Genomic DNA, 26,857 nt, shown 5'->3' with positions numbered 1-26,857 from the left:
GCCGCAGCAGTGTGAGGGGGTGGTCTGGCTCAGTTGATGCCGTGCCAGTATCGGCGTGGCGGATCCTCGCCGATCACTTCTAGACACTTCCTATCAAGCTAGTGCGTCACTATCTTGCTCGGATAGAATCTGGGAAGATGACAGAGTACCTATCTCCCGTAGGGTTCGCTCGATAGAAGTCGTTATTTTGAAATCCCGGATCAATTCTGGGATAGCAGTCGAATTCCTCTAGAATTTCAGAAGGCGAGGATCCGTGACTCAGGTGGAATTGCGTCCACATCAGGTTGAGGCCGTCGAAAACGTGGTCCGCTTTCTCGGCACGCCGCCCAGTGGCCGTATGCCACCCGAAGGAATGCGGACGCAGGTAATCGCGGCCACTGGCTCCGGTAAAACCCTCATTGCCGCAGAGTCGGCGCAGCGGCTTTCGGTCCGGCGGGTGCTCGTGCTGGTGCCGACGCTGGACCTGCTGACGCAGATGGCCGGCGCGTGGCGCCGTGCGGGCCGGTCCGGCGCCATGGTCGGGGTGTGCTCGCTGCGGGCGGAGGAGAGTCAGGGTCTGCCGTGTACGACGGACCCGGACGAGCTCGTGGAGTGGATGCACGGGCTGGAGACCGTGACCGTCTTCGCGACGTATGCGTCGGTGGGCATGGGGATTCTTCAGCGGGCGCACGCTGCGGGGTTGGGGGTGTGGAGCCTGATGGTCGTGGACGAGGCCCACAGGACCAGTGGGGATGGTCTGAAGCCGTGGGCGGCCGTGCACGACCAGGCGCAGCTTCCTGCTGAGCGCCGGCTGTACATGACGGCGACGCCGCGGGTGTGGCAGGCCGAGGGCGAACGGCCTCGGATGGTGGCGTCGATGGAGGAGGGCTCCCCCGTCTTCGGATCGGTCGCCTACAAACTGACCCTGTCGGAGGCGATCGGGCGGGGCATCGTGGCGCCGTACCAGGTGCTGTGCCTCGATATCCGCGATCCCGACCTGTACGCCGCGTTGACAAGCGAGGACACCGGCTCGGACGCCGTGCGCGGGGCGCGGTTGGCCGCGGTGCAGACAGGGCTGATGCGCGCGGCCGTCCAGGAGCGGTTCCGTCGGGTGCTGTCGTTCCACAGCCGGGTGGGTGAGGCGGAGGCGATGGCGGCCGCGGTCCCGGTGACGGCGAGCCGGCTGGCCGAAGACGACCCCGACACCTACCCGTCCGTGGAGCAGGTGTGGGCGGAGTGGCTGTACGGCGAGCATGCCCCTGGACACCGCCGCAAAGTGCTCGATGAATTCGCATCAGATTTCCTGGGCGGGCCGGAATTCGAGGGTCGTGATGTGCGGGCGGAATTGCGGGTTCTTTCCTCCGTCCGTGTTCTCGGAGAAGGTGTCGACACTGCCGAATGCGACGCAGTCCTATTCGCGGACGCGCGGGGGTCGATGGTCGACATCGTGCAGATGGTCGGACGTGCTCTGCGCCTCAATCCTGATCACGGGAAACTGGCGACGTTGATCGTTCCGGTGTTCCTCGGGCCGGACGAAGATCCGAATGAACTCCTCACCTCAGACGCCTACAACAGCCTGACGAAGGTCCTCGGAGCCCTCCGAGCCCACGATGCTCAGACGATCGAAGCTCTCGCGGATCCCCGGCTGCGCAACAGCCGCCCTGCCGCCGAAGGCGACGGCGAGATCGGCGAGTTGAGTAGGGACGAGGCGGGCCAGGACGACGTCGGCGAGGAGGTCCAGGAGCAGGACGTCGTTCCAGCGGTGGGCGCCGCGGCGGCGGGGGTGCTGCGCTTCAGCGAGGAACGCGACCCGGCCGCCCTTGCGCAGTTCGTGCGCCTGCGGGTCATCGACCCCGAGGGCGCGTACTGGCGGCGCGGCATCGAGGCCGCCAGGAGGTGGCTGCGGGAGACCGGTGAGAGCGAGCTGCGGGTGCCGTTCACGTTCGTCGCGCCGGAGGACTGGGGGGCGGGCATCGGCGGGCATCCGCTGGGGGTGTGGGTGGCCGATCAACGCCGGTACCACCGCGAGGGCACGCTGGACGCCAAGCGCGTGAGTGAGCTGGAGCAGCTCGGCATGGTGTGGTCGGTGCACGCCTCCGCGTGGGACGCCGGCCTCGCCGTCGCCCGCGACTACGCAGCCGTCCACGGCCACTGCCTGCCCGGCGCCACCGTCGTCTGGGACGGCTATCCACTGGGCACCTGGCTCAAGAACCAGCGGGCTGCCGCCAAGAAGACGCGGGAGAACGCCGTACGCCGCGCGAACGGGGAAGCGGGCATCTCCAGCGCCGGGGAGCTCTCAGAGAGCCGTATGGAGGCCCTGGCGGAGATCGATCCCGGGTGGGCGCCGGAGGGATGGGATGTCGCGTGGCAGCGCTGCTATCGGCTCACTCGCGCTCACGTGCAGGCTGGTGGCGCGCTCCCGGCCCGGGCGGGAGAGGTGATCGTGCAGGGCGAAGACCTCGGAGCCTGGGTGGCTGGGCAGCGGGTCGGGTGGGATCGGCTGATGCCGGCGCAGCAGTACCTGCTGGAGAGCGTCGGTGTGGAGCCTTTGGGCGAGGACGAAGCGGTCGTGCCGGTGCGGCGAAGCCAGGATGAGCTGTGGGAGCGCAACATGGCCGCAGCACGGCAGTTCCACGCCCGCGAGGGGCACCTGACGGTGCCTCGCCAGCACCGCGAAGACGTCGACGGCGAGTTGCTGGGACTCGGGGCGTTCATCTCCAACGCTCGACGTCGAGCCGCGAAACTCAGCCCGGAACGCCGTGATGCCCTTAGTGCCCTGGGTATGCGCTGGTGACGTGGCTGTCTCGGCGGCCCTAGTTGACCGCGATGCTGGCCTTCTACTGGCCGTCGACGAACTCCTGGAGCCGTTTGTCGCTGGCCCCTGCTCCTGGGCTGTTCGACGGCGGTGCGCTGTCGGCGGCGGAGCCAGGGACCTCGCCCCGGGCGTCTTCGCATCCTGTACTCGTCTCCGGGGCCGGTTACGGATGCCGGTGCTGTGGTTCGTCCTGCTGTGGAGGAATCAGGTCGGGGTGGGTGGGAGTGCCGGTGTAGCGCAGGGCGGCGCGGATGCTGAGACCGAACAGGTCGGTGAGGTGTTTGGGATCGTTGCCGGTGGCGAGGGCTTCGTCCAGCAGGCGGTCGTTGCGCAGGGCGCGGGTGGTCAGGTGGGGGCCGAGGTGGAGGTTGATCCAGCGGTGGCCGACGTGCGTGCCGGTCGTGGCGCTGCGGAAGTGGACGAACAGGTGGGGGTTGGTCGTGGCGGGCCAGCGGCGGGAGCGGTGGTCGAGGTAGGTGGCCAGGCGCCGGCTGACCGGGTCGGCGAGGGGGATGCGGCGTCCGTCGACGTCGAGGTGGCCGTTGCGGGCATCGGTGAGCTGCAGGTGCTGGATCTGGTGGGCGGTCAGGCCGTGGAAGGCGATCAGTGCGCACAGGAGCGCCCGGGCGGGGTCGGCGGAGTCGAGGGCGGCGCGGATGTGTCCGACGGCCAGGGGCATTGGGATGGTGGGGTCGGGGAAGCCGGCGGTGACCTGGGCGGCCGGGTCGGTGAAGACCAGGCGGCGGGCTTTGAGGACGCGGTAGAGCGAGCGCAGTCCCTGGCTCATCCGGGATCGAGGAGCTCCGGCCGGGGGGAGGGCGGTGCGCACGTCGGCGGCGGTGATCTCGCGCAGAGAGGTCTTGCCGTCGGCTGCCCACCGGGCCAGAGCGGGCAGGGCCGAGCGCAGGTGCAGGCGGATGGTGGACTCCGAGCGGGGTCGGCGTCGCGGCGTCACGTCGCTGCCCTCGTGCATGACGGCCAGCCAGATGCGGACCTCGCCGGCCATGGCCGGGGGCAGGACGAGGATCTGTTGCTCGGCCCAGGCGATGACCGCGGGGATGCGGTGGTCCTGGAGCAGGCCGGCGCGCTCGAGGACGGCGGTCACGTGCTTGTGGGGGAGGTTGGCCTCCACCAGTACGGCGACGTCATCGGCGGTGAGGACGGCACCGGGAGCCTGGAGGAAGCCCACGACGATGTTGACGCCTGTGCGGACCCGCCAGGTCAGGTCGACGCTCCAGCCGTAGCGGGCCGCGTCCTCGCGTGTGAACTGCTCGGCCCACGCCGCGAGGTGGGGATCTGCGCGCCGGGCTAGCCCTACGGTGCCGCGGTGGCGCAGCGTGCGGGCCGTATCGAACAGGGCCGGCTGCTGGTAGGTGGCAGGTGGCAGCGGCTCCGGGCGCAGCGGCCGGGGTTCGGGGATCAGGGCGCCGCGGTGGCGGCTGGAGAACAGGTCGGCGAAGAACAGCTGCTGCCCCGACCGGGTGACGTCCTGCCACGAGATCAGGGCGTGGGCGCTGCGGGCGCAGGTGGCCTGCTTGTGGCACAGCCGGCAGATCCCCTGCGCGTCCAGGACCGCGTCGTGCCGGCAGACGGTGCAGGCGGCCGTGGTCGTGTACTTGCGGCACCAGGACGCGCAGCCCTTGCAGAGCCAGCCCAGGTTGCGGGTGGCGCCCCACGCCTTGCAGTTGGTACAGGAATCCGGGGGCGGGACGGCGGAGGGGTGACAGCGCTCGCACAGCCCTGTCGCGTAGTAGAGGCGGCGTGAACCGCAGCGCAGACACGGCGGCGCGGTGACCGGGCCGCCCGGCCAGCAGGTGAAACAGAACTCCACCCGCGGCATCGCCGGCGGCCGCTGCCGGCACACGCTGCACATGGCCCGGATAGGGGCAGCGCTCACAGCGGCGGTACCGGCCGGCCACGCGGGCCGCGCCGCTCCCAGGCCGGAGCCGGAGCCGGAGCCGCGGCCGGGGCCGGCACGGCCTGGCCGGGCCGGACCGCGGGCGGTGCTGTCTGGCAGCTCAGCAGGCCGGACGGGTCACAGCCCAGCACCGCGCAGATCACCTCCAGATCGTCCAGCCGGATACTGACCGGCGTGGCCGACCACAGACCGGACATCTTCCCCGCGCTGACAGACAGGCCCGCCGCCGCCAGCCGGCGGCGCACCTCGGCCGACGTCGTGATCCCGCGCTCGGCCGCCCGCTCCCGCAGCGTCCACCGCATCAGCACCCCCGCCCCGCGTCCAGGCTCAGCCGGCCGGCGACCCGCTCATTGGCCCGGGCCCACGCCTGCTCGATGTGCTCGGTGCGCACATGGATGTAGCCGGTCGTGGTCGCCAGCCACTCATGCCCCAGCAGTTCCTGGATCGCCTTCAAGTCCACGCCCCGCCCGTACAGCGACGACGCGCAGAAATGCCGCAGCCCGTGCGGGGACAACCGGCCCGCCCACGCGGGCAAAAACCGCTCCACAGCCCCCGCCAGCCCCGACCGCAGGGCCTGCGCACCCACCCGGCCGCCCGCGCTACGGCGCTCGCCGGGAAACAACGGCGCCCCCGGATCCGCAGGGTCACCCGGAAACTGGGGCCTCACCTCGGCCAGCCACCACCGGAGCAGCACATCCACCCCGTCGATGCCCGGCACCAGCCGCGGCCTGGGTCCCTGGCCCTGACTGCCCTTGCCGTAGCGGACATGCAGCTTCCCGAACCTGCCAAGATCCGGGTGCCAGTCCCCCACATCGAGCATCACCGACTCGTTCAGCCTGAGCCCCACCCGCCGCCACAACGAGGCGACCACATAGTTCCTGACCGCCGGCAGATACTTCCGCGCCCCCGGCAGCTCGCGCCGCCAGCCCTCGAACAACGCCTCCACCTCCCCCACCGACGGCGGGACACGCACCAGGCCGTAACCGGCGTGCCGGGGCCGGTTGAACTCATCGACCGGCTGCACCACCACCCAGCCCGTCCGCGCATGAATCTCCCGCTGGTACCGGAGCGTCAGAAAGTTGTAGAACCGGGCGATGGTGTTCGCCCGGTCATAGACCGTCGACCGGGCCAGGTGCCGCTCCTGCCGCAGGGAGGCCAGCCATCCGTCCACGTCCTGGGCCCCGATCTCCCACACCCTCCGGCCGGTTGACCGCACCAAGTCGCCCACCACGGACCGGTCATCCGCCAGCGACCGATCCGAGATCCCCGCCCCCATCCCCGCCAGCACGAACCGGTCCACCAACTCCCCCTCAAACCCGGCCGGCCCTTCACCACACTCGTCACCGACCGAATGCACCAGCCTCAACACCACCACTCCCCCGCCCCGCTCTACACCCCTCCTGGATACAGGCACCACCCTCAGCAATCGTGAACACCATCGGTCAAACCCACCGACCGAGCGAACCCCCAAACCCCCAGCCCACACCACCCGGCCACCCCAACCCGCCCACCCACGAACCCAAGGCCTTTCGCACACGGGGTGACTGATGATCTTCCCTCACGCAGGCCACTGGAGAACTCGGCTGGACGACGCCGGAGGCATCACCGTGTTCGTCGCCGTCTGCGTCATCGCGCTGATCGGGATCATCGGTGTCGCCGTGGACGGCGGGAGCAAGATGCGCGCCACGGAACGCGCCGACTACGTCGCCGGCGAAGCGGCCCGGGCGGGCGGGCAGGCCATCGATCCCGCCGAGGCCATCAACGGCACCGCAATCGTCGTGGATCCGCAGGACGCAACTGTCGCCGCTCAGGCCTACTTGCGCTCCGCCGACGCCACCGGCACGGTCAGCGTGTCCGGCGACGGCAAGACCCTCACCGTCAACGTCACCAGCTCCTACGACACGAAGTTTCTGTCGGTGGTTGGGATCGGCTCTCTGTCGGTGACCGGCCATGGCCAGGCCACCCTCCTGCATGGCGTCACCGCTCCTGAAGGAAACTGATGCGCACCACCCCCTCCCCCGACCCGACGGCCGGCCGCACCCTGGCCCGCGTCCTCAAGGCCGTGCTGGGCTTGATCGTCCTGGCCGCCGCGGTCGCCGGGCTGCCGCTGCTGCTGGCCTGGGCCACCCCGGCCATCTGGGACGCTACCCACGACGACCTCATGCACCTGCTGGACCGGCAGGACACCGGGGCGGTGTTTCTGCTGCTACTCGTCGCGGTGGGCTGGATCGGGTGGGCGCAGTTCGCGTTCTGCGCCGTCCGCGAGCTGATCGCACAGCTGCGTGGCCGTACCTGGCGCGCCCCGCGCGGTCTGGGCTCCTCGCAGCGGGCCGCCGCACTTTTGATCGGCAGCATTCTGGTCCTGTTGCCCACGAGTTCGGCTCTGGCCTCCGACGCGCAGGCCGCTCCAGCCGCGACCGCAGCCCCCATGCCTGGCCAGATGACGCAGGCCCAGCAAACCATCGCAGCCGATCAGCCCCCCGCGTCCGACGTCAGTACCTCGACGTCCCCCACGCCGTACACGGTGCGCGAGTTGCGGCCCGCGGAGAGCCTGTGGGGCATCGCCGAGAAGGAGTTGGGAGACGGCGAACGGTGGCGGGAGATCGCCGACCTGAACGAAGGCCGGACCATGGTCGATGGACAAGTCTTCCGCGCGAACAGCTTTCTGCAGCCCGGCTGGCAGCTGGAGATGCCCGAGACCGCGGGGGGCATCCGGACGCAGCCGCAGGACGGCGTCCCGGCTGCCGGCGAGAAGAACGAGCATGTCGTCACGGTCCACTCCGGCGACTACCTGTCGAAGATCGCGGAGGACGAGCTCGGCAACGGTGACCAGTGGCCTCGCCTGTTTGAGGCGAACCGGAACAAGCCGCAGCCGCACGGGCTGCCCGCCATCTCCGACCCGGACGTCATCTACGCGGGACAGCAGATCACTGTGCCCGGCGCCCAGCCCGACCGCTCGCCCCAAGAGCACGTCGATGAGTCGGAGAGCCGAGAGGCCACTCCCCCAGCCACGCACAGCCCAGACGGAACGCAGACGCCGGGCGGGAGCACAAAGGAACAGGCGCCTGCGCCCAGCCGCACCGCTGCTCCCGCACCAGAAGCGTCGGCTCCCAGTACTCAGGCGAGCCGCCCCGCCCAGGACGGCAGGCAGGATCAGACCTCCCCGTCCGCACCAGCCTCCCCGACGCCCAGGCCGAGCAGCAGCGTCACGCCCTCCGCCGCGCCATCGGCTGAGTCGTCCGGCTCCACTGCCTCGTCACCCGCCGCCACGAAGTCCGAGTCCCCGAAGACGGCCCCAGCCGACGACCCGCTGAACCTGCGCACCGTTCTCGGCGCGGGCGCGCTCCTGGCCGCCGCCATCACTGGAGCTCTCGCCCTGCGCAGGACGCTGCAGCGCCGCCGCCGCAGGCCCGGCGAGAAGATCGCTATCGCGCCGGAGACATCCACCGCAGAAGCCCAGCTGGCGGCCGCCGCCGAACCGGACGGCGCGACCCGCCTGGACGTAGCGCTGCGGACCATGGCCCACCGGGCTGCCCAGAAGGAGGACCCTGAGCTCGTGCCGCCGCTGCGGGCCGCACGGATCGGCGCCCGCGCGGTGGAGGCGCTGCCCGAGGATCTCTCCCAGGAGGCGCAAGCACCCTTCGTCTCCGGACAGGCCGGTTGGTGGATCCTGCCCTCTGATGCGGTCCTCCTGGACGAGTCGGCCGCCCGCGAGGTGCCTGCACCATTTCCAGGGCTGGTCACGGTCGGCCGCACCGAGGCGGGTGAGCTTGTGCTGCTCAACCTCGCGCAGCTGCCAGCGCTGCTGCTGGACGGCAACCCGGTCCACATCTCCGAGGTGTGCACCTCTCTCGCCCTGGAGCTCGGGATGAGCCCGTGGGCGAGTGACGTCGAGGTCGTGACGATCGGATTCGGTGAGGACCTGCCGCAGCTTCTGCCCACCGCGCGGATTGCCCACATGCGGCAGGCCGCCCACGCACTGCGCGATCTGTCAGAGCGGCTGCTGGAAGCCCACCAGATGCCCGAAACCCAGCATCAGCCGTATCTGCTGCTGTGCGCGTCGTCTCTGGACGCGGACACGGCCTGGCAGTTCGCCGATCTCATCGACAAGTCCGGCACGGTGCCCGTCGCCCTGGTCGCTCCGGCCAGTTCCGCGGCAGCACACTTCCCTGAGGCGGAAATCCTCAACGCCTCACTCGGCGAGCCTCAGAACCTCCACTACACCGGCACCGATATCACGGTGCAGCGTCTGGAGCACGCCGCCTACATACAGATCACCACCGCGCTGAAGGTGTCCGGGCAACCGTCCCACCCTGCTGAGGGCCCCTGGCAGGACGTCCCGGCTGAGCCCGAGACGGTGCAGCAGCCGGATCCTCGCGTATCGGAGGAACCCATCGCATCCATGCCCGCTACTCCGAGTCCTTCGTTGTCAGAGGCAGCGGACGTGGGCGGCGACGTGTTCCCTGCTCTGCTCGCCGCCACCTCCGATCCCGCTGGACTTCGTCTCCTGCCCACGAAGCCGGATCAGGCCGACGCCCAGCCAAGCCCAGACACCACCACAGCGTCCCCGGCCCGCGCGCCCATAGCGGTCGCGGACACCACGGGACAAGAGGCCGAAAAGACTGGTGCCCACCAGGACTCCGCTGAGGAACGCAAGGAGGAGTGCGAGGCGCACGACCTGCACGCGCCGGAGATCCGGGTCCTGGGCCCGGTCGAGGTGACCGGTGTGGACAGCACCGGCCACGGACCCAGGATGGCGCAACTCGCCGCCTTGCTGTTCTTCCGGACCGGGCGAAGCGCCGACGCGTTGTGTTCCGACATGGATCCCGTCAGCCCGTGGTCGCTCAGCACCCTCAACGCCCGGATGCAGGGCCTGCGCCGCTCTTTGGGGAACGACCCGGCCGGCGACCCCTACGTGCCGCGCCGCAAGACCGGCGACAGTCCCTACCGGCTCTCCCCCGGCGTGCGCTGCGACTGGACCCGTTTCCTTCAACTCGTCGAGCGTGCCCTGCCGCTGGGCCCGGCCGGGCTGACCGATCTGGAGAGGGCGCTCACCCTGGTGCGGGGCCGACCGTTCGGCGGCAAGCCCCTGCCCTGGGCTGAGCCGTACCAGCAGGAAATGGTCACGCGCATCATCGACGTCGCGCACACCGTGGCCACGTACCGCACGCCCGCAGGTCTGCACCACGACCTCAGCGCGGCTCGTCAGGCCGTCGCGACCGGTCTCGACGTCGATGACACAGCAGAGCTGTTGTATCGGGACTGGTTGCGGATCGAGCATGCGGCCGGCAATCGGCAGGGACTGCATACCGCGATCACTCGCGTGCAACAGGTCAATCGTTCGCTCGACTGCTCACTGGAGACGGAGACCGAGCAGCTCATCAGCGAGCTGCTCAGCCCGGGCCCAGCGGGCAAGGCCCTCTAGGTCTTCCGAATACACGGCTTGATCCGCGTCGCGGGTTGCTGCTTCGCAACGGCGCACCGTGGCTGGGGCGCTACTGCTGGGCGTCGGCGTGATGGCGTAGCAGGGCCTGCCGGCGGCGCTCGAAGTCGGCGGTGCTCTCGGTGATGTAGCCGGCGGTGACGGGCTTGTTGTACTGGGCGGTGATGCCACGGGCTGCACAGTCCCGGGCAATGGCGTCCGCCTGCGGCTGCCCGGTGCGCAGCCGGTGCTCGGCCCAGACGTTGTAGACGCGGAACGGCAGGAAGTACCGGCGCAATGTGGCGGGGCTGACAGGTTTGCCGCCCCGGCCGTGCATGTTCTTCTGCGGGAGACAGGGGGAGAGCTGATCAGCTGTCGGTTCCTCACCATGCTCGGTTTGGTACTCCATCCATGCCTGGTAGTAGCGGTCGACTGTGGTGAGGACCGCTCGCTGCCCTGCTGAGTCTTCCGTCCCGGGCCGCGGGGTGCCGATGGCGGCGCTCACCCGCGAGGGCCGGTTCTCCTTGGCCGGTTGGGCGAGGGGGCTGGGGCTGGGGCTGGGGCTGGGGCTGGCCGGAGTCTGCTCGGGCTCATCAGCGTTGAGGAGGAGTTCAACCGAGCCGGCAATCTCCAGATCATCGGGCGCCGGTTCCGCCTCGTCGAACTCACGCTGGCGGAAGGTGAAGACGAAGTCCTCCAGGTCTTGGGCCGTGATGGGCTGACCGTTTCCGCCGGTGATCTGGTCCCGTCCGTAGAGGTACGTGGCGAGGGCCGCGGCATCGGGGTAGACACCGTGCTCCTGCGCGTACGCGAGCCAGGCGTTGTAGAAGTAGTCGTCCCAGCCGTCACGCACGCCCTGTAGACCCTCCTCTGTCTGGGGATCGGCGGAGGGCGCGTGACGCTCCTTGAAGAGGGTCAGCAGGGGTTCGAGTTGCTCATCGGACAGCGGCCCACCGGCCGCGGTCGCGATGCCGTACCGGTCTTGGAGCCAGAGAGCGAACTGCGCACTCGTGGGCTCGGATCCAAAGGCGGCCACCCAGTCGTCGTAGGCGTTCGCGACGTGCTGGGCGTTCCTCGTATTTCCAGGGATGTGCGTCTGCTCGGGGTGCGCTGCTGCGACCGGCGACCTCGGCCTTCGCCGCCCGCCACCCCCGTTAACGGGGTCCTGCTTTTGGTCGACGGCGGCCTCAAGTTCACCGCTCTGCCGCTGGGTGGGAACCGTGGCCCGCTCGACGGTGAACTGGATCAGCGGCTCATCGATGCCGGCGGCAGCCAGCCCGGCCAGGGCCGTCTCGGCGAGGGGAACGCCGTAGCGGGCAAGGCGGAGCGGCATCAGTGCCTCCACCGGGGCCTTACGGCGCCAGGCACGGCCAAAGCGGGCGTGGAGACTGGTCTGGTAGACGAGGCGTTCCTGTTCGAGGCGGATGACCTGCTCGTAGGAGCGCAGCTCCCACAGCTTCATCCGGCGCCAGAGCAGGAAGGTGGGAATCGGCGAGAGGAGCCAGCGGGTGAGGCGGACTCCTTCCATGTGCTTGTCGGCCGTGATGTCGGCGATCCGGCCGATCGCGTGCCGCGCTGCCTCGACGGCGACCACGAACAGCACCGGGATCACCGCGTGCATGCCAACGCCCAAGGGGTCGGGCCAGGCCGCTGCGCCGTTGAAGGCGATCGTCGCCGCGGTCAGGAGCCAGGCCGTCTGGCGGAGCAACGGGAAGGGAATGCGAATCCAGGTCAGCAAGAGGTCCAAAGCGAGCAGGACACAGATGCCTGCGTCGATACCGATCGGGAACACATCACTGAAGCTCCCGAAGCCCTTCTTGATCGCGAGCTCACGAACGGCCGCATACGATCCCGCGAAACCGATCCCCGCGATGGCAGTGGCGCCGAGCACAACGCCGATAAGAACCCGATGCAGCCGGGTCAGTTCGGCTAACGCGCCCCTCCCCGCGGCCACCGTCCCACACTCCTCATTCGTATTCGAACTGAGTAGCTCCCACACTGCCACATCAGAGTCGGCTTATGGCGTACGAGAACAGGAAAGGGCGGCTGCCTCACCTACCGCACCCCCAACGCCGCCGATCACGTCGCAACCCGGCCCAGGATCCGTCCGGCGCGCATGCTCACACCGTGCGGGAACCCAAGAGGATCCCGACGAAAGCGCCAGCCAGGAGAAACGGGCCGAACGGGATCGCCGCCTTGCGTCCAGCGCGCCGCACGAGAAGAAGACCGCCGCCGAACAACGCGCCGAACAGATACCCGGCAAACGTGCCCATCAGCAACACCCCCCAGCCGTACCAGCCCAGCACAGCACCAAGTGCAGGAGCGAGCTTCACATCACCGAACCCGAAACCCCCCGGGTTGAGCAGAAACAACACCAGGTAACAAGCGCCTAGAGTGAGGGAACCCAGCAACGCAGCCCGCCAACTGCCACCCGCACCAGGCAACAGCGCGGCCCCTCCCAGGCCGGCGACCGCACACACCCCGAACGGCAACATGACGACGTCGGGCAGTCGGTGCACCGCGACATCAACGATGGCCAGCACCACGCCAACCGGCGTGAGCAACAGCCACACCAGCAACTCGGGACGGCCCCCAGTAACCACCGCCAGCACACCGCTGACCATGGCCACCACTCCGAAGATACCTGGCATCTGCGGTCCGAACCGGTCCCCGCCAGCGCAACGAGCCCGCCCCAACCACCCCGACCCGAGCCCCTCCAATGGGTGGCCCGCCGGACAGACAGTCCGCCACGGCTGCCCCCACGGCACAGAGAGCCGGTACACAACGCGCGGTATCAGCAAGCCTGTGCCAGCACCCCACAGCACGGCCGCTACGGTGATCCAGAATAATCCCACCGTAGGGAGCCTAAACTCACTCCCACCCGATCTCCGCTCAACCGGAGGAACAGCCTCGGCTCCAGCGATGCCGCTACCCGCACTGCGTTCGTGCACACCCTCGCGTCGGCTGAGGCTGTCGCCTTAGGGAAACCGCCAGTCAGAAACTCAAGGGCAGTTCGGCAAGCATGACGGCGTATACCGGGGAGTCCGCGAACGGCTGACGCTCTCCGACTTTCTGGAAACCCCAGGACTCATACATCTTCTGCACTTTGGGGTGTTCGGTGTCGACGAGGAGGACCACCAAGTCATCGTCCCGGTCCTCGAGCAGGGCCCGGGTGACCAGCTCGGCCACGCCCATCTTCCGGTACTGGGTCCGTACGGCCAGCTCCGAGTAGGCGAAGGTCTGGTGCTTCTCCGGCGCAGGGATCACGTGCTCGCGCCACCACTCGCGCTCCGGGGCCGCCGGGGCGCCGTACGCGAAAGCCGCTGCCTTCTCACCGTCGTACGCGATCACGCAATCGAAGGCCGGGTTGCCGCCCCAGTTGTCCACGAACCACGGGAAGCGCTGGTTGAACTCGTCATCCATCGCATCCGCGTAGGCGTCGGCGTGTATGTCGATCAGCGTCTGGCGGATCTTCGGCAGGTCGTCATGCGTGTAGCGGCGGACGACCAGATCAGCGGCGCTCAAGATCGGCTCCATTCGGCTCGGAAGCGGTCTCCCCACTCTCGTGCGACCCCGGCGTCCGGCGCAAGGGTGATCAAGTCGCGGTGGAAGTCACCGAGGAGCGTCCGCATGCGGCCGGGGAGCGGGTATCCCGCCATGAGGTCGAACACCTTGGACGCAGAGTCGCACGCCTGGTCGATGTCCCGCTGGTGGAGCTGGGCCAGAGCAAGCCGCGTGCTGGCCAGAGCGCGGTTCCGGCGGAACTGCCGGGGAATCGTCCCGAGCGCCCGGTGGGACTCGGCCTCGGCATCCGCAGGCCGTCCGATCCGGTCTTTCACGATGGCCGCAATGGCAGAGAGTTCAGCATCCCCATAGAAGGCCATCCAGCTCGGCCGGGGTTCGTCGGTGGACGCCTTGCTCAGGGCCTCCTTGGCATACCCCAGGGAACGTATGGCGGCCTGCTCATCGCCGAGGTTGGAATAGCCGATGGCGGTCCGAGCGTGCGCGAGGGAGGAGAACAGCGGATTCCGACGGGTGATAGCCGTTGCCTGAGCTGCATATCCGGCGTCCACGGCCTGTGAGTACTCGCGCCGTTGATGAGCGAGCATCGCGTAGGAGTTCCAGACCCTCATCTCCACAATGGGGTCCTTGGCCATCCCGGCCAGGTACAGGGACCGGTCGAGGTGCTGCTGAGTCTGATGGAGTCTTCGGGCGTCCAGGGCTGACCAGGCGGCCGTTGCCATGTAGTCGGCAGCCAGGGAGAACAAGCGCTGACGGACGCGCTGCGAGGCAGCCTGAGCTAGCTTGCCGAGGGCCGCGTCCGCACCGGCCAACGCCGCGCGCTCCAGTCCCTCATGACCTCCACGGCTATCGTCCAAAGCCATCAGTGCGTCCAGGCCGCTTCTGAGCCGGATCACGTCGGAGGAACCCACCCTCATGGGCCGGGAATCGGCGGCTATGACGGAAACAGCAGTTCCGGTGGTAGCGGCGAAGAAGGTCCTACGCCTCACAGGTGACTCCGGATCCGTGATGGAGCTTGCCGGAGGCGGGCGAAAGCCCAGATCCTCAGCCGTACACCCGAATACTGCCTCTAAGGCTTTCCGCTGGCGTTGGTGGGGCCACTTCGTTTTTCCGGTCACCCAGTTCCGGACAGTTCGGTCGCTGACCGTTCCGTCGCATCCGCGAGAACGCAGCACGCCGTTGACCTTCTCGGCCAACTCGACCTGTGTCAGACCCAGCTCGGCCATGGCAGTGGTGAAGCTCGCGTTCCCTTCCACACATCCACGGTAGCCACTGAGGCTCCGTCAGTCAGCTTGAGCGCCGCGAAATTTCCGGTCGCATGCGATGCATGCGAGGCCGGTCTTTCCTCCACTGATGGTGTCCGGGGTCGTTGACTGGCAGCAGGCCGTCGTACACCGACACCCCTGAGGTTCAGATGATCGTGTCAGCGCAACCCTGCCCGACCCGCAGTCCGGGGCTTTCAGCGATTCTGCCCGGGCTGGAGGAGAGCGCCGAGATCGCCCGCCAGCTCGTACGCGCAACGCTCCACGCGTGGCAGGTGGAACACCTGACGGACTCGGCTGTTCTCCTCGTGAGCGAGCTGGTGGCCAATGCGGTTCAGCACACCAACTCCCGGTACATCGAGGTCGTCATCTCCCGCCCCGGCACACGGTTCGTGCGGATCGGGGTCATCGACACCGCTTCCGCGCTGCCGGAGATGACCCGGCCAGGAGCCGATCTCCTCACCAGCGGGCGGGGCCTTTTGCTGATCGACGCTCTCTGCGAGCGCTGGGGAACCGACATGTACCGCGTGGGCAAGCACGTCTGGGGCGAGCTGCTGGTGGACCAGCCCCATGAACGAGGAAGTGGCGCAGGGCTGGGCAAGAACACGGCCGACGACCTGACTGCCGGCCCGCACCACGTCATCACACACCACTGCCAGCGGGCACCGACCGCACACGATGCAGCACAGCGGCCCGGGGAATCGGCGGCTGATCACGCACACAGGGGGTGCGGGGTGGCGGCACGAAGCCGGCCTGCCGCTTCCGTGACTTGGGTGGCGGGTCTGCTGGTGTTGGCGCAGCGGGCAGTGCCTTTCCCGAAGCTCGGGCTCGACCGGTTCCGCCTTCGCTGGAAGAGGCGCTCGCCACCCTTCACAGCAGCTGCCGCCCCACCTCTGGCCTGGTCAGCGCTGCCGGCGTCGCGCACTCTGCCAGACACCGCTCGCTGGCTACCACGTTGCAGCACAGCTTCGATACTCGACTGCCCCCCACCAATCAACGACGAGGCCATCCATGCCCGGTTCGTTACCGACTAGTGCCACCTCCACCCGCGGCGGAGACCGAGTGGCTACACCCAATGACATGAACCTGATAGTGAGCCCGGTCGGTGCCGATACAGATCTACGTGCAGCCCTCGAAGACCTGAAAATGGGGCGCTATCAGGCCACTCGTGACCTGTTGGTCAGGACGGGCCCGAACTGGTCGTTGCGCACGAGGCGCAGCCAACTCCTAGCCGCGCAGGCGGGAGCGGGCGGCGTCTTCAAAACGTGGCGGGACGAGGAACCTAACAGCGCGGACGCATCGATGATGTGGGCACGGGTGCTCACACGGGCCGCGATCGAGGCCCATCGCAACGGCAAGAACAAGAGCCTGGTCTCACGAGCCGCCGGCCTGGCGATACAGGCCTGCTTGAAGGCGATCACCCTCTGGCCAGATTGTCCGGTGCCGTGGATCTGCCTCCTGCACCTGACCCAACTTCCCTTCGACCCCTACCACTTCGACCCCCATTGGCGATCTCGCCCTATCCCGTGGGATCAGCTAGGAGATCCCACCATGCCCTACCGGGGACCGTGGCCGCTTCTGGAGGAGATCAACAAGCGCGATCCCGGCAGCCGGGAGGGTCACCACCGCATGCGGGAATTCCACCTCTACCGCGGCGGCCCGACCGCCGCCATGCACTACGCGGCTTGGGAAGTCGCAAGCGAACCGATCAACCTCGAGTTGGACATGCTCCCCCTGTACGGGCTCATGGACGTCTACCGGGAACGGCACGGCAACGGTCAGGGGAGCGCCCTGCAGTTCTGGCAGACCGCCCAGGTTGCGCACTACGCACGACAGGCGCGGGACCGCTGGTTCGCGTCCGTCCCGCCGGTCCACCACGGATGGCTGTCACTGCCGGATCTCAACCACCTCGCGCACGCCCTGGTGGCCTGCGGCGAGGACGCGCGGACCGTCTTCGAGGCTATGGGGCCCTACGCCACCCCGGAGCCATGGCAGACGATCAACGTCAGCCTGGGCCGCAGCTACGACTGGACGACGGAGTTCCTACGCATTCGCGCCACCGCGCTACGGGAGCGGCCGCTGTGGTGAGCAGTCGTGCGCCTCCGCCCGTGCAGCGCGCTCAACGCTTCCCGGTTCTGTCCCCACGCCTACCCTTCCCTTCTGAAAGTGGATCCCCGGTGTCTCACAGAAGTGCCAGCAAGGTTGAACCACCGAGCTCGGATGACGTGTTCCTCGCTGACCTCGGCATTAAGCCCGAGCTCTCCCGCCGGATGGGCCCCTTCGGGAACTTCGCGATCTCGTTCTCGGTCATCTGCATTCTGGCCGGCGGGATGTCCCTGTTCGGGTTCGGCCTGGGCCACGGCGGGCCCGTGGTCATGCTCGGCAGTTGGATCGTGGTCGGCTTCATGACGTTGCTGGTCGGCCTGTCCCTGGCCGATGTCGTTTCCGCCTACCCCACCAGCGGCGGCCCGTACTTCATGGCCGACAAGCTCGGTGGGCCACGCTGGGGCTGGGTGACCGGCTGGCTGAACCTGCTCGGGCTGCTCGGCGCGATCGCCGGCATCGACTACGGCGCGGCCGCCTTCGCCGGAGCTTTCGCGCAACTCCAGTGGGGTATTACCCCCACCGACAGCTCGACCATGACCATCTTCGGGTGCATCCTGCTCGTGCACGGCCTGCTCAACTCGGCCGGTGTGCGCCTGGTCAACGTGCTGAACTCCATCTCGGTGTACTGGCAGTTGATCGGCGTTGCCGTCATCGTCGGCGCCCTCACCATCGCCCCGGCTAAGCACCAGTCGGTGAGCTTCGTGTTCACGCACTTCCACAACGACACCGGCTTCTCCAGCCCCTTCTACGTGGCGCTCATCGGCAGCCTGCTGGCCGGATACACGTTCTGCGGCTACGACGCCTCCGCTCACGTGGCTGAGGAGACCACCGACGCGCAGACGTCGGCACCCCGCGGCATCGTGCGCTCCATATGGGTCTCCTGGGCGGCCGGGTTCGTGCTCCTGGCCGGGTTGCTGTTCGCCATGCAGGACTACGCGGTCACGCAGAATTCCGCGACTGGAGTGCCGCCCGCGCAGATCTTCCTCGACGTCCTCGGCGCATCAGGCGCAAAGGCGCTGCTCCTGGTCGTCATCGTCGCCATGCTGTTCTGCGGAAACGCCGAGGTCGCCGCCGCCAGCCGCATGGTCTTCGCTTTCTCCCGCAGTCGTGCCCTGCCCCGCTGGCAGAGCTGGCGACTCGTGAACGACCGCACGAAAACGCCCACACGCGCGGTGTGGTTTGTCATCGTCGTGCCGTTCGTGCTCGCCTTGCCGGCCCTGTGGTCGCCCGCCGCCTACGGTGCGATCACCGCGATCAACGCCGTCGGCATGACGCCGGCCTACGGCATCCCCATCTTCCTCGCCCTGCGCAAGGGCCGCGCCTACCAGTCCGGCCGGTGGAGCCTGGGGCGCTGGCGAATGCCGATCGGTGTCATCGCCGTCGCCTACGTTGCGGTCATCACCATCGTGTTCTGCCTTCCGCAGTCGACACCCATCACCACGGACTCCTTCAACTACGCCGGGGTGACCCTGCTGGCCGCGCTGTTGCTGGCCTGGGGGACCTGGCTGACCCGCGGCAAGCGGGACTACCAACTCACCGCCGCCCACACCGCCCAGCGCAGCGAAGCCCTGCTGGAGGGTTTCTGATGAACGCACCAGCCAACACCACCGATACACCCTGGCCCACAGGCTCGGCGACCAGGGAGACGCTTCAGCGCCTGCTCAACGACAGATCGGTCACCGACATCATGCTGGCCGTGCCGGACATCCAGGGGCGGCTCCAGGGCAAGATCTTCAACGCCCGGGTCTTCCTCGAGCGGATGACAGGCGGGGCTGAGATGTGCTCGTACATCCTGGCCACGGACATCGAGATGACGCTCCTGGACGGGTTCGAGTTGACCGGCTGGGCCGACGGTTTCGGTGACTTCCTCGTCACGCCTGACCTCGACAACGTCCGCATGCTGCCGCACCGACCCGGCACCGCGCTGGTGTTCGGCACTCCTGTCCACGACGACGACACGCCCGTGGGTGTGGCCCCCAGGTACATGCTGTCAACGCAGCTCGAACGCCTGCGTGAACTGGGCTATCTGGTGAAGGCGGGCGTAGAAGCCGAGTTCGTGCTGTACACGGACGGGCCGTCCGGCCAGGAACCGGCATGGAGCGAAAACCTCGACTACGGCCTGCAGCACCCGCCCGTGGTCGATGACTTCTTCCGCCATCTGGGCGAGGCGCTGAACGACGCCGGCATCCCCTACGAGGCCATCAAGACCGAAGGAGCGGCGGGGCAGGCCGAGGTGACGTTCGCCTACGGCGACGCGCTCGCCGCATGTGATGACTATGCGGTCTTCCGGCAGATCGTTGCTGCTGTCGCCAAGCGGCACGGCATGACGCCGGTCTTCATGGCGGCTCCGGAAACCGGTGTCGGCAGCGGCCTGCACCTGCACCTGTCCCTGTGGAACGAGCACGATCAGCCCGCATTCGCCCACCGCCGCGGCGAAGATCTGCCACCCGTCACGAAGCACGCCCTGGCGGGGCTGATCTCGGCGACGCCACACATGGCCCCGCTGTACGCGCCCACCGTCAACTCCTACAAGCGCTTCCAACCGCACTCGTTCGCCCCCACCCGCTACAACTGGGGCTTCGATCACCGCGGCTGCGCGATCCGCGTCACTGGCCACGGCAATGGCGCCCACCTCGAGGTCCGCCTCGCCGGCGCCGACGCCAACGCCTATCTTGCGCTCACCGCCTACATCGCCGCGATGGCCCACGGCATCGAGGAAAAGCTGACGGTGCGGCCAGCCCGCGACGGCGACGCATACCAGGACCAGGATTCCATCCCCCTCTACGCCGATCTCGCTGAGGCAGTCGCCTACTTCGAGCACAGCACCGTCGCCGGGTTCCTGCTCGACAAGGATGTTGTGCGGCACTACTCCCACGCAGCGCGAGCCGAGCTCACCTGGTCGCGTAGACACGTCACAGACGTCGAGCGCCAGCGCGGGATCCGATGAAACTCCCTGCCGCCGGGTGTAACTCCCCCTCGGCGGCAGGAACTTCCCCGTTCCCCGGCTGACGGCGGTCGGGGAACGGGGGCGTGGCTCCCCTTCGGACCGGGTGCCACAACACGCGAATCGAACCACTCACAACCAGCGGATAGAACGACACGCCGAAAACCACAAGCGAGAAGGAAGCTCCGCGTGTTCATCGACATCCCGAGCAAACTCGAAGCCGCTCTGATCGACCTTTCTCTCCCGACGTGGGAACTGGATGGTTCGTTCCTGGCTCGGTCCACCATCGCGGAGTACCGGACCGAGCTGACGGCCGCCCCGCGATTCGAGGAGGTCACCGCGACCCTGCGCCACGCGCTGACCGGAGAGGGTGGCGGATACGCCGTCCTGCGCCTGGGAAACCTCGCCAAGGCGCTGGGGATCGACGATAACCGGTTCCTGCGGCTGGTGACGGGCTTCGCGGCCGAGGTGGCTGTCCCTTTCTCGACCTTCCCGCGGTGGCCCCTTTGGAAGGACATCGGGGTCAAGGTCGACAAGGACCCCGGCAAGTCCAGCGGCATCGGGTACAACGCGTTTCACATGGACCTGGTGAACGGGACCCTGCCCCCGGACTACACAACGCTCCTCTGCGTTCGCCGCGACCCGCTCGGCGGCGGCCCCAGCATCCTTTCCGACGCCCACGCGGCGGTGGCGCGGCTGTCGGAGGACAGCCGCGCTCTGCTGGCCGAGTCGGCCTACCACTACGGGACCTTCTTCGACCTGTTCGGCGTGGGCGAGGAGTACAAGCCGTTTCCGATACTGGACGGCTCCGACCCGGGCGAGGGGTTCGTCCGGTTCACCGCCAAGATGCTGGAGAGGTCCGAGCTCGGCCAGGCTCACGCCGACGCCGCCAGGGAACTCGCCGAGGAGCTCGTCCGGGGTCAGGTCTCCTTCATGCTTCAGCCCGGGGACTACCTCATCGTGAACCAGCGCCGTTTCCTGCACGGTCGGGAGGCGCTCCACAGCGGTCAGGAAACCGTCCCCGTCTCCGATCGGCGGCTGCTCCTCCAGTTGTTCCTACGCGCAAGGCCCGGCGATGGCTCGGCCGCGTAACCGGCCGACGGCACCGGCGACCCACCGAGCCCCGCCCCCGGGTCCAGCCCCCAAGCACGCGGCACGGCCACGGGACTGGAGCCGGTCGGGCGCCCCCGGAAACCGTCGCGCACCCGGTTCCCCGGGCCCGTGCGCGGTGTTAGATGCGCGAGTTGCTCAGCGACTGCCACACAGCGCCGGCGAGCGCCCGCGTCGCCCGCGGGACCGACAGGCGCTCGTGCCGGCGGTACAGGGCCCAGTTGTATTGAACGAGCGACAGCTTGTTGGAGGACAGCGATGCCGCCTGGTGGGCCCTGTAAATCGCAAGTGGCTCAGCCAGGCCCCGGGCGTCAGCGCCGTCCCGCATGATCGACAGCCACAGGGCGTAGTCCTGGCGTTTGCGCATCTCGGGCATCAGCCTCGTGCCCAGGACATTGCGGTCGTACATGGCGGTGAGGGCACCGATGTGGTCTCGGACCAGCATCGCGCGGTAGTCCACGTGCTTTCGCGCACGGACCACCCGCCCGTTCGGGACCCAGTCGGTGCTCTCGCCGTCGTAGTCGGCGTCCATCTTGAAGTACGAGGTGAACGTCAGCGGCGCATCACCTTCCGCGGCGAAGGCGAGCTGCTTCTCGGTCTTCTCCGGAAGCCACATGTCGTCGCTGTCGAGAAAGGCGATGTAGTCCCCGCGGGCCCGCTCGATCGCGAGGTTGCGGGCCCGGCCCGCACCGCCCCGTTCGGGTGCCGACTGAGGCAGGACGCGCTCGTCCTGCTTGGCGAACTCGCGGAGCAGGTCCATGGAGGCGTCGGAGGACTGGTCGTCGGTGACCAGCAGCTCCAGGTCGCTGTGGGTCTGCGTGAGTACCGATCGGACGGCCGCGCCGAGGGTGGCTGCCGAGTTGTACACGGGCATCACGACCGACACCAGGGGCACAGCACTTCTCCTTGCCAGACCAGGAACGACGGTCCATTCAAGCACCGGAATCGAGTAGGAGCTGCCATGCAGATAGTTGTCGCTGGTCAGGGCTATGTAGGGCTTCCCCTGGCCATACGCGCGGCCGAGGTGGGACACCGTGTCGTCGGCTACGACGTGGACACGGACCGTGTCCAGCAACTCGCCGCCGGCCAGTCCTACGTGCGGGACGTGGACTCCTCGCGGCTACGCGCAGTGCTGGACTCCGGGGCCTACTCCGCGACCGCCGACGGTGCCGCGCTGGCCGGCTTCGACATCGCGGTGATCACCGTGCCGACCCCGCTGCGGGACGGTGTGCCCGACCTGACCTACATCGAGTCCTGCGCCCGGACACTGGGGGAACACCTGTGCCCCGGCGCGACGGTGGTCCTGGAGTCCACGAGCTATCCCGGCACCACCGAGGAGCTGCTGCTGCCGATCCTGGAAGAGACCTCGGGCCTCAAGGGCGGGGCGGACTTCCTGGCCGGCTTCAGCCCCGAGCGGATCGGAAACAAACGGTGGTCGTTCGACGGGACGCCGAAGCTGGTGTCCGGAATCGACGCCAAATCGCTCGACGTGATCAAGGGTTTCTACGACGGCATCTTCGAGACCACGGTGCCGGTGTCAGGGCCGAAGGTCGCCGAGCTGGCCAAGCTGCTGGAGAACACCTTCCGGTTCGTCAACATCTCCATGATCAACGAGATGGCGATGCTGGCCGACGCCCTCGGCGTGAACATATGGGAGGCGATCGACGCCGCCGCGACCAAGCCGTTCGGATTCACGAAGTTCACTCCGGGGCCGGGGGTCGGCGGGCACTGTCTGCCGGTCGACCCGATGTTCCTCTCGTGGAAGGCCCAGCAGGAGCTTGGCATCCCGTTCCGGTTCGCGGAACTCGCCGCCGACGTGAACTTACACATGCCCGACTACGTCGTCCGGCGCCTCGTGGAAGCTCTCAACAAGCGAGGCATGCCGGTCAACGGATCTCGGATTCTGCTGCTCGGCCTGACCTACAAGTTCAACGCCACCGACCTTCGCAATTCGCCTTCGGCACGTGTCGCCGAACTTCTCATCGGCCTCGGCGCCGATGTCCGCGGCGCCGAACCCAACATCCCGGACAACGACGACACCGGGCTGAACGTGCCCCGGGTCGATGCCACCCCGGAAGAGGTGGCCGCCGCTGATGCGGTGGTTCTTCTCATGGATCATCCGCGATTCGACCTCGCGATGGTCGAGGAGCACGCGCCGTACGTGCTCGACTGCCGAAACCGCCTGTCCGGAGCGAACGTCGAGACCCTCTAGCTCCCGAACTCCCCCGGCCTGCTGCTGACTTCAACCCCCGGAGTTCCCTTGCGTGAAGAATGGGAGCACGTCCACACGGACTACGCCCGGCCCGCGCAGCGCCCCGCTCCTGCCTCGTTAGCCGAGAGCGAGGGCGACTGGCGCCGCTACCTGGAAGATGACACCCCGAACGGTTGGCTGATCCAACACAGCGCGATGGCGGAAGCACTCGCCAGCGGCCGACCCATGTACCTGCTGCACACCACCAAGGACATCGCCGCGATCCGCACCAGCGGTGAGCTGCACGTCTCCACCGGGTGCCTGGTCGGAGCCCTGTACTGCTCCCCTCTGGTACGTCAGCGTGAAGGAATGCGTCCGCACAATCTAGGCGCCTACCTGATGCAGACGAAGCCCGACACCACGCCCATGATCTTCGAGGTCATCCCGGACGCTCCGATCCCAACCAAGGGTGTGGATTATCTGCGTCTCGGTGCCATCCACCTGCGTACCTACCTGCGCTACCGGAGCTTTCTCACCCGGGCCGAGAACGGCCAGCTCGACCATGCCGTGCTGGCCGGACTGGGCGCCGCGGCCGGATTCCTCGACCTAGCCCTGCGCAACGCAGTCGGCCGCGCCACGGCGGCCCCCGAGTTCATCGACCAATTGGCCGCTGCCGTGCCCGCCGTACCGTTTCTTGGCTACCTGTACTTCGAGGTGCTGTCCGAGTACCTGATGCTCCACTCCACGACTCCGGAGACCAAGGGCTACGCCCAAGTCGGAGAGCTGAACAACTGGCTGTACAAGCGACTCGCGTTCGCCGCCGTGGATGGCATGCACCGGTTGTTCGACCTGGCTCGCTTCCATCCGCGCCATCAGCAGCTCGTCCAGCTCATCGCCGACGTGGAACCGGCGCTCGCTCCGGGAGTCGCCGAGTACGTGCGGCGGCGGCTGTCCCATCTGTTCGCCCGGATCGCGCTGCACCCGTCCCAGGACGCGGCCACGGTGACCTTCCGGGGCCTTGATCTCAGCGCGCTTCGGTACGTCGCGCCGGGACTGATCGGGCAGATGATCTTTCGCGAGATCCGGTACATGCCGCGCTATCGGCAGCTCTACCACTGCTTCGAGAAGGCCAAAGCACTGGAGGCTTGGGACTACTGGAACCACGAGGGCATCCCCACGCCCTTCAACGGCATCCTCCCCAAGGGCGAGATCGGGATTCACCCCGTCTACCCCCGGTCGGCCGTCAGGGCGTGGACGGCACAGCAGGACAGCAGAGGTTTCCTGCACCCGGCCCAGGAGATCACCGCGGTTCTCACGCCGCACCTGGCGTCGTGGTGGGCGCCACCTCGCAACCGCGGACGGGTGATCACCACCGATCCGCAGGTCACAGTGGACCGTAGTGCCCCGTCCTCGGTTCCCGCCCACCGATCATCCATCGAGGGGATCTCCGCGTGACCACGAAACCCTTAACGATCCTCACGGGCATCAACCGCGCGTCCGAGCCTTCGTCCGGCAGCATGATCCTCGTCAGCGACCTCTACCGCGCCATGCCCGACACCCATACGACCTTCCTCGGCCGGACACCGGTCCATCAGGTGTTGAAGACCGCGTTCGATCACCTGATCCCCCTATCCACGACGAAACGACCCCAGGGCCCCGGCTTCGACACCTACGTGGACGAGCTGACGCAAGAGGTAGGGACGCTCATCGAGCAGATCCGACCCGACGCCATCCACGCCCAGAACGTCGGGTTCGCGCTCAGCGTCGCGCTCAGTCGCACCGCCGGCACCATCCCGATCATCTCCATCGCTCACGGCCCCGAAGTGATGGCGGCCGAGCGCAACACGGCGGAACACGAGGCCCTGCTCCAAGTCGCCGGCGCCAGCGCCGCGATCGTCGCCCCGAGCTCCGTCCTCGCCGACCGTGTCGACCGCCTCACTGGGCGCCGGTTCACCGACCGCATGGCCATCATCCCGTGGGGCATCCGTCTGGCCGATGCCCATGTATGCGATCAGCCGTCCGCAGGGACCGGACCCCTGTCTCTGGTACAAGCCGGTCGCCTGGACGACAACAAATCCACGATCACCGCCATCGAATCCCTCGCGTTCACCGATCAGCCGCACCACTTGACCGTGATCGGCAACGGACCCCTACGGGAGCATCTGGAACAGCGGGCTATCGACCTCGGCCTGCTGGATCGGGTCCATTTTCATCCGTTCCTGCCTCGCGCCGAACTGTGGCGCCGCCTGTCGAACTTCGACGCCTGGGTCTTCACAACCACGGGTCTGGAGGCTTTCGGGCTCGTCCTCATTGAGGCACAAGCCCACGGACTCCCGGTTGTCTACTCCGATCTTCCCGGAGTGAGGGAAATCCTCGGGGGCGCCGGTGCTCCGTACACTCCCGGCAACCCGTGCTCGCTGGCCGTAGCCCTAGACGAGATGGGCCGAGACTTCCATCGACGGAACGCCCTGATCAAAGCGGCTCTACACAACGCGCGCCGATACGACGTCACTGCCACCGGCCGCCAGCTTCACGACTTGACGCTCCGGGTTACCTGCTAACTGGCCCTAACAAAGCCTCTGGACGTGGCGGTGGGTGATCAGGCAGACCGCGAGTCCGAGGAAGGCCTCGTGGATGTCGTCGCGTCGTTCCCAGCGGATGCGCAGGCGGCGGAAGCCGTGCAGCCAGGAGATCGTCCGCTCAACGACCCACCTGAACGTGCCCAGACCAGTGCCGTGCGGCTGGCCCCGCTCAGCGATCGCGGGCCGGATGCCACGCTGCCGAAGCAGCCGGCGGTACTTGTCGTGGTCGTAGCCGCGGTCGGCGAAGAGCATGTCGGGCCGTCTGCGCGGCCGGCCAACGGTTCCCGCCACTGCAGGGATCTTGTCCAGCAGGGGCAGCAGTTGGGTGACATCGTTGCGGTTGCCGCCGGTCAGCGACACTGCGAGCGGGATCCCCTGCCCGTCGACGATGAGGTGGTGCTTGCTGCCCGGTCGCGCACGGTCGACCGGGCTGGGTCCGCTTTTGGGCCCCTGCGAGCGGCCCGGACGTGGGAAGAGTCGATCACCGCCCGCGACCAGTCCAGCTGGTTCTTCGAGCGCAGCTTGTTCAGCAGAAGCTGGTCCCACACGCCAGCCTCATTCCACGCGGCCAGGCGTCGCCAGCACGTCATACCCGAACCGAAACCCAGCTCCTGGGGCAGGTACTCCCACTGGATCCCGGTGTGCAGCACGAACAAGATGCCGCACAGAGCCTGACGATCGGGAACCCGCGGTCGCCCCTCTACCTGCTTCGGCGGCGGCTCGGGCAACAACGGCTCGATCAGCGACCACAGTTCGTCCGACACGATCCACGGCCGCGACTGACGCTTCCCCATGTCCTCATCAACGAGCGATCAAGCCGACAGTCACATGATCAACCCGCTTTTGGTAGAGCCAGTAAGAGGGTGTTTTCCTCCGTTGTTTCATCCCGGATTGCCGGATTGGGGTGGTTCATGTGCCGCGCCAGCTCGGGGTGGATTCGGCGGTGAGGCGGCGGGTCATGAGGTTGATCATCGCGAGGTGAACCATGGCTTCGGAGCGGTGGGGG

General features: G+C 67.9%; 20 protein-coding genes and 1 pseudogene. 11 read left to right on the top strand and 10 right to left on the bottom strand.

The genetic code is table 11. From position 1 onward, the window contains the following. Positions 1-253: 253 nt before the first annotated feature. A complete protein-coding gene (locus AQJ54_RS42540; RefSeq protein WP_107121273.1) occupies positions 254-2,773 on the top strand; it encodes a DEAD/DEAH box helicase in 2,520 nt (839 codons plus the stop codon). 184 nt (positions 2,774-2,957) lie between these two features. Here AQJ54_RS42540 and AQJ54_RS47335 read toward each other — a convergent pair whose 3' ends face one another. Genes AQJ54_RS47335 through AQJ54_RS42525 form a run of 3 tightly spaced genes read right to left on the bottom strand, consistent with a single transcriptional unit; the run spans position 2,958 to position 6,081 of the window. Next, positions 2,958-4,691: a hypothetical protein gene (locus AQJ54_RS47335; RefSeq protein ID WP_159055671.1), complete on the bottom strand. Its 1,734-nt coding sequence runs from the start codon at positions 4,689-4,691 to the stop codon at positions 2,958-2,960. Continuing rightward, positions 4,688-5,014, bottom strand: coding sequence for a helix-turn-helix domain-containing protein (locus AQJ54_RS42530; protein WP_062246963.1), 327 nt, complete (start codon positions 5,012-5,014; stop codon positions 4,688-4,690). The genes AQJ54_RS47335 and AQJ54_RS42530 overlap by 4 nt, the downstream gene beginning before the upstream one ends. Beyond that, the gene (locus tag AQJ54_RS42525; RefSeq protein ID WP_248845600.1) at positions 5,014-6,081 is read right to left on the bottom strand and encodes a tyrosine-type recombinase/integrase; all 1,068 of its coding nucleotides are present in this window, start codon (positions 6,079-6,081) and stop codon (positions 5,014-5,016) included. Before AQJ54_RS42525 ends, AQJ54_RS42530 begins: the two co-directional genes overlap by 1 nt. A gap of 178 nt (positions 6,082-6,259) precedes the next feature. Here AQJ54_RS42525 and AQJ54_RS42520 point away from each other — a divergent pair, with 178 nt between their 5' ends. Both AQJ54_RS42520 and AQJ54_RS42515 read left to right on the top strand, forming a co-directional pair. After that, the gene (locus AQJ54_RS42520) at positions 6,260-6,712 is read left to right on the top strand and encodes a TadE/TadG family type IV pilus assembly protein (protein ID WP_062246953.1); all 453 of its coding nucleotides are present in this window, start codon (positions 6,260-6,262) and stop codon (positions 6,710-6,712) included. After that, the gene (locus tag AQJ54_RS42515) at positions 6,712-10,137 is read left to right on the top strand and encodes a LysM peptidoglycan-binding domain-containing protein (RefSeq protein ID WP_062246951.1); all 3,426 of its coding nucleotides are present in this window, start codon (positions 6,712-6,714) and stop codon (positions 10,135-10,137) included. Before AQJ54_RS42520 ends, AQJ54_RS42515 begins: the two co-directional genes overlap by 1 nt. Before the next feature lie 70 nt (positions 10,138-10,207). On the opposite strand, the gene AQJ54_RS47330 is transcribed toward AQJ54_RS42515, so the two are convergent. From AQJ54_RS47330 to AQJ54_RS42495, 4 genes are all read right to left on the bottom strand, one after another. Next, entirely contained in the window at positions 10,208-12,088 is a 1,881-nt protein-coding gene (locus AQJ54_RS47330) for a DUF2637 domain-containing protein (RefSeq protein ID WP_248845599.1), read from the bottom strand. A 166-nt stretch (positions 12,089-12,254) separates the two neighbouring features. Then, positions 12,255-12,989, bottom strand: a complete 735-nt coding sequence (locus AQJ54_RS42505) for a prepilin peptidase (RefSeq protein ID WP_062246949.1) — start codon at positions 12,987-12,989, stop codon at positions 12,255-12,257. A 139-nt stretch (positions 12,990-13,128) separates the two neighbouring features. Further along, the gene (locus AQJ54_RS42500) at positions 13,129-13,671 is read right to left on the bottom strand and encodes a GNAT family N-acetyltransferase (protein WP_062246947.1); all 543 of its coding nucleotides are present in this window, start codon (positions 13,669-13,671) and stop codon (positions 13,129-13,131) included. Continuing rightward, entirely contained in the window at positions 13,656-14,912 is a 1,257-nt protein-coding gene (locus AQJ54_RS42495; RefSeq protein WP_346265492.1) for a helix-turn-helix transcriptional regulator, read from the bottom strand. Before AQJ54_RS42495 ends, AQJ54_RS42500 begins: the two co-directional genes overlap by 16 nt. Before the next feature lie 113 nt (positions 14,913-15,025). Between AQJ54_RS42495 and AQJ54_RS47325 the strand changes: the two genes are divergently transcribed. From AQJ54_RS47325 to AQJ54_RS42465, 5 genes are all read left to right on the top strand, one after another. Beyond that, positions 15,026-15,952: an ATP-binding protein gene (locus tag AQJ54_RS47325; protein ID WP_248845598.1), complete on the top strand. Its 927-nt coding sequence runs from the start codon at positions 15,026-15,028 to the stop codon at positions 15,950-15,952. A gap of 46 nt (positions 15,953-15,998) precedes the next feature. Continuing rightward, positions 15,999-17,006 (top strand): hypothetical protein, encoded by a 1,008-nt coding sequence (locus tag AQJ54_RS45965; protein WP_159055670.1) that lies wholly within the window; start codon positions 15,999-16,001, stop codon positions 17,004-17,006. A 182-nt stretch (positions 17,007-17,188) separates the two neighbouring features. Further along, positions 17,189-18,610, top strand: coding sequence for an amino acid permease (locus AQJ54_RS42475; RefSeq protein ID WP_079070323.1), 1,422 nt, complete (start codon positions 17,189-17,191; stop codon positions 18,608-18,610). Then, positions 18,610-19,971, top strand: a complete 1,362-nt coding sequence (locus AQJ54_RS42470; RefSeq protein ID WP_062246938.1) for a glutamine synthetase family protein — start codon at positions 18,610-18,612, stop codon at positions 19,969-19,971. The genes AQJ54_RS42475 and AQJ54_RS42470 overlap by 1 nt, the downstream gene beginning before the upstream one ends. A gap of 186 nt (positions 19,972-20,157) precedes the next feature. Further along, positions 20,158-21,060 carry a TauD/TfdA family dioxygenase gene (locus tag AQJ54_RS42465; RefSeq protein WP_062246936.1) on the top strand — a complete coding sequence of 301 codons (903 nt, stop codon included), beginning with the start codon at positions 20,158-20,160 and terminating at the stop codon, positions 21,058-21,060. A gap of 139 nt (positions 21,061-21,199) precedes the next feature. Here the strand turns inward: AQJ54_RS42465 and AQJ54_RS42460 are convergent, their stop codons facing one another. Beyond that, positions 21,200-21,973: a glycosyltransferase family 2 protein gene (locus AQJ54_RS42460; RefSeq protein WP_062246934.1), complete on the bottom strand. Its 774-nt coding sequence runs from the start codon at positions 21,971-21,973 to the stop codon at positions 21,200-21,202. A gap of 66 nt (positions 21,974-22,039) precedes the next feature. Here AQJ54_RS42460 and AQJ54_RS42455 point away from each other — a divergent pair, with 66 nt between their 5' ends. The 3 genes from AQJ54_RS42455 to AQJ54_RS42445 are packed head-to-tail and all read left to right on the top strand — an operon-like array spanning position 22,040 to position 25,830. Further along, positions 22,040-23,290: a nucleotide sugar dehydrogenase gene (locus AQJ54_RS42455; RefSeq protein WP_062246932.1), complete on the top strand. Its 1,251-nt coding sequence runs from the start codon at positions 22,040-22,042 to the stop codon at positions 23,288-23,290. 48 nt (positions 23,291-23,338) lie between these two features. Further along, entirely contained in the window at positions 23,339-24,724 is a 1,386-nt protein-coding gene (locus tag AQJ54_RS42450; protein ID WP_159055669.1) for a hypothetical protein, read from the top strand. Further along, the gene (locus tag AQJ54_RS42445; RefSeq protein ID WP_062246930.1) at positions 24,721-25,830 is read left to right on the top strand and encodes a glycosyltransferase family 4 protein; all 1,110 of its coding nucleotides are present in this window, start codon (positions 24,721-24,723) and stop codon (positions 25,828-25,830) included. The genes AQJ54_RS42450 and AQJ54_RS42445 overlap by 4 nt, the downstream gene beginning before the upstream one ends. A gap of 6 nt (positions 25,831-25,836) precedes the next feature. On the opposite strand, the gene AQJ54_RS44705 is transcribed toward AQJ54_RS42445, so the two are convergent. Then, positions 25,837-26,645, bottom strand: a protein-coding gene (locus AQJ54_RS44705) for an IS5 family transposase (protein ID WP_428843825.1) whose coding sequence is annotated in 2 segments (ribosomal slippage) — positions 25,837-26,303 and positions 26,303-26,645 — 810 coding nt in all. Because the reading frame shifts where the segments join, the coding sequence is not laid out codon by codon here. Positions 26,646-26,760: 115 nt separating this feature from the next. Continuing rightward, positions 26,761-26,857 (bottom strand): annotated as a pseudogene (locus AQJ54_RS47320) (IS5 family transposase); the annotation flags it as partial.

Origin of the sequence: Streptomyces griseorubiginosus (assembly GCF_001514195.1) — a bacterium.
In the GTDB taxonomy this organism is placed as follows: domain Bacteria; phylum Actinomycetota; class Actinomycetes; order Streptomycetales; family Streptomycetaceae; genus Streptomyces; species Streptomyces griseorubiginosus.
This window is presented reverse-complemented; position numbering and strand designations above follow the sequence as displayed.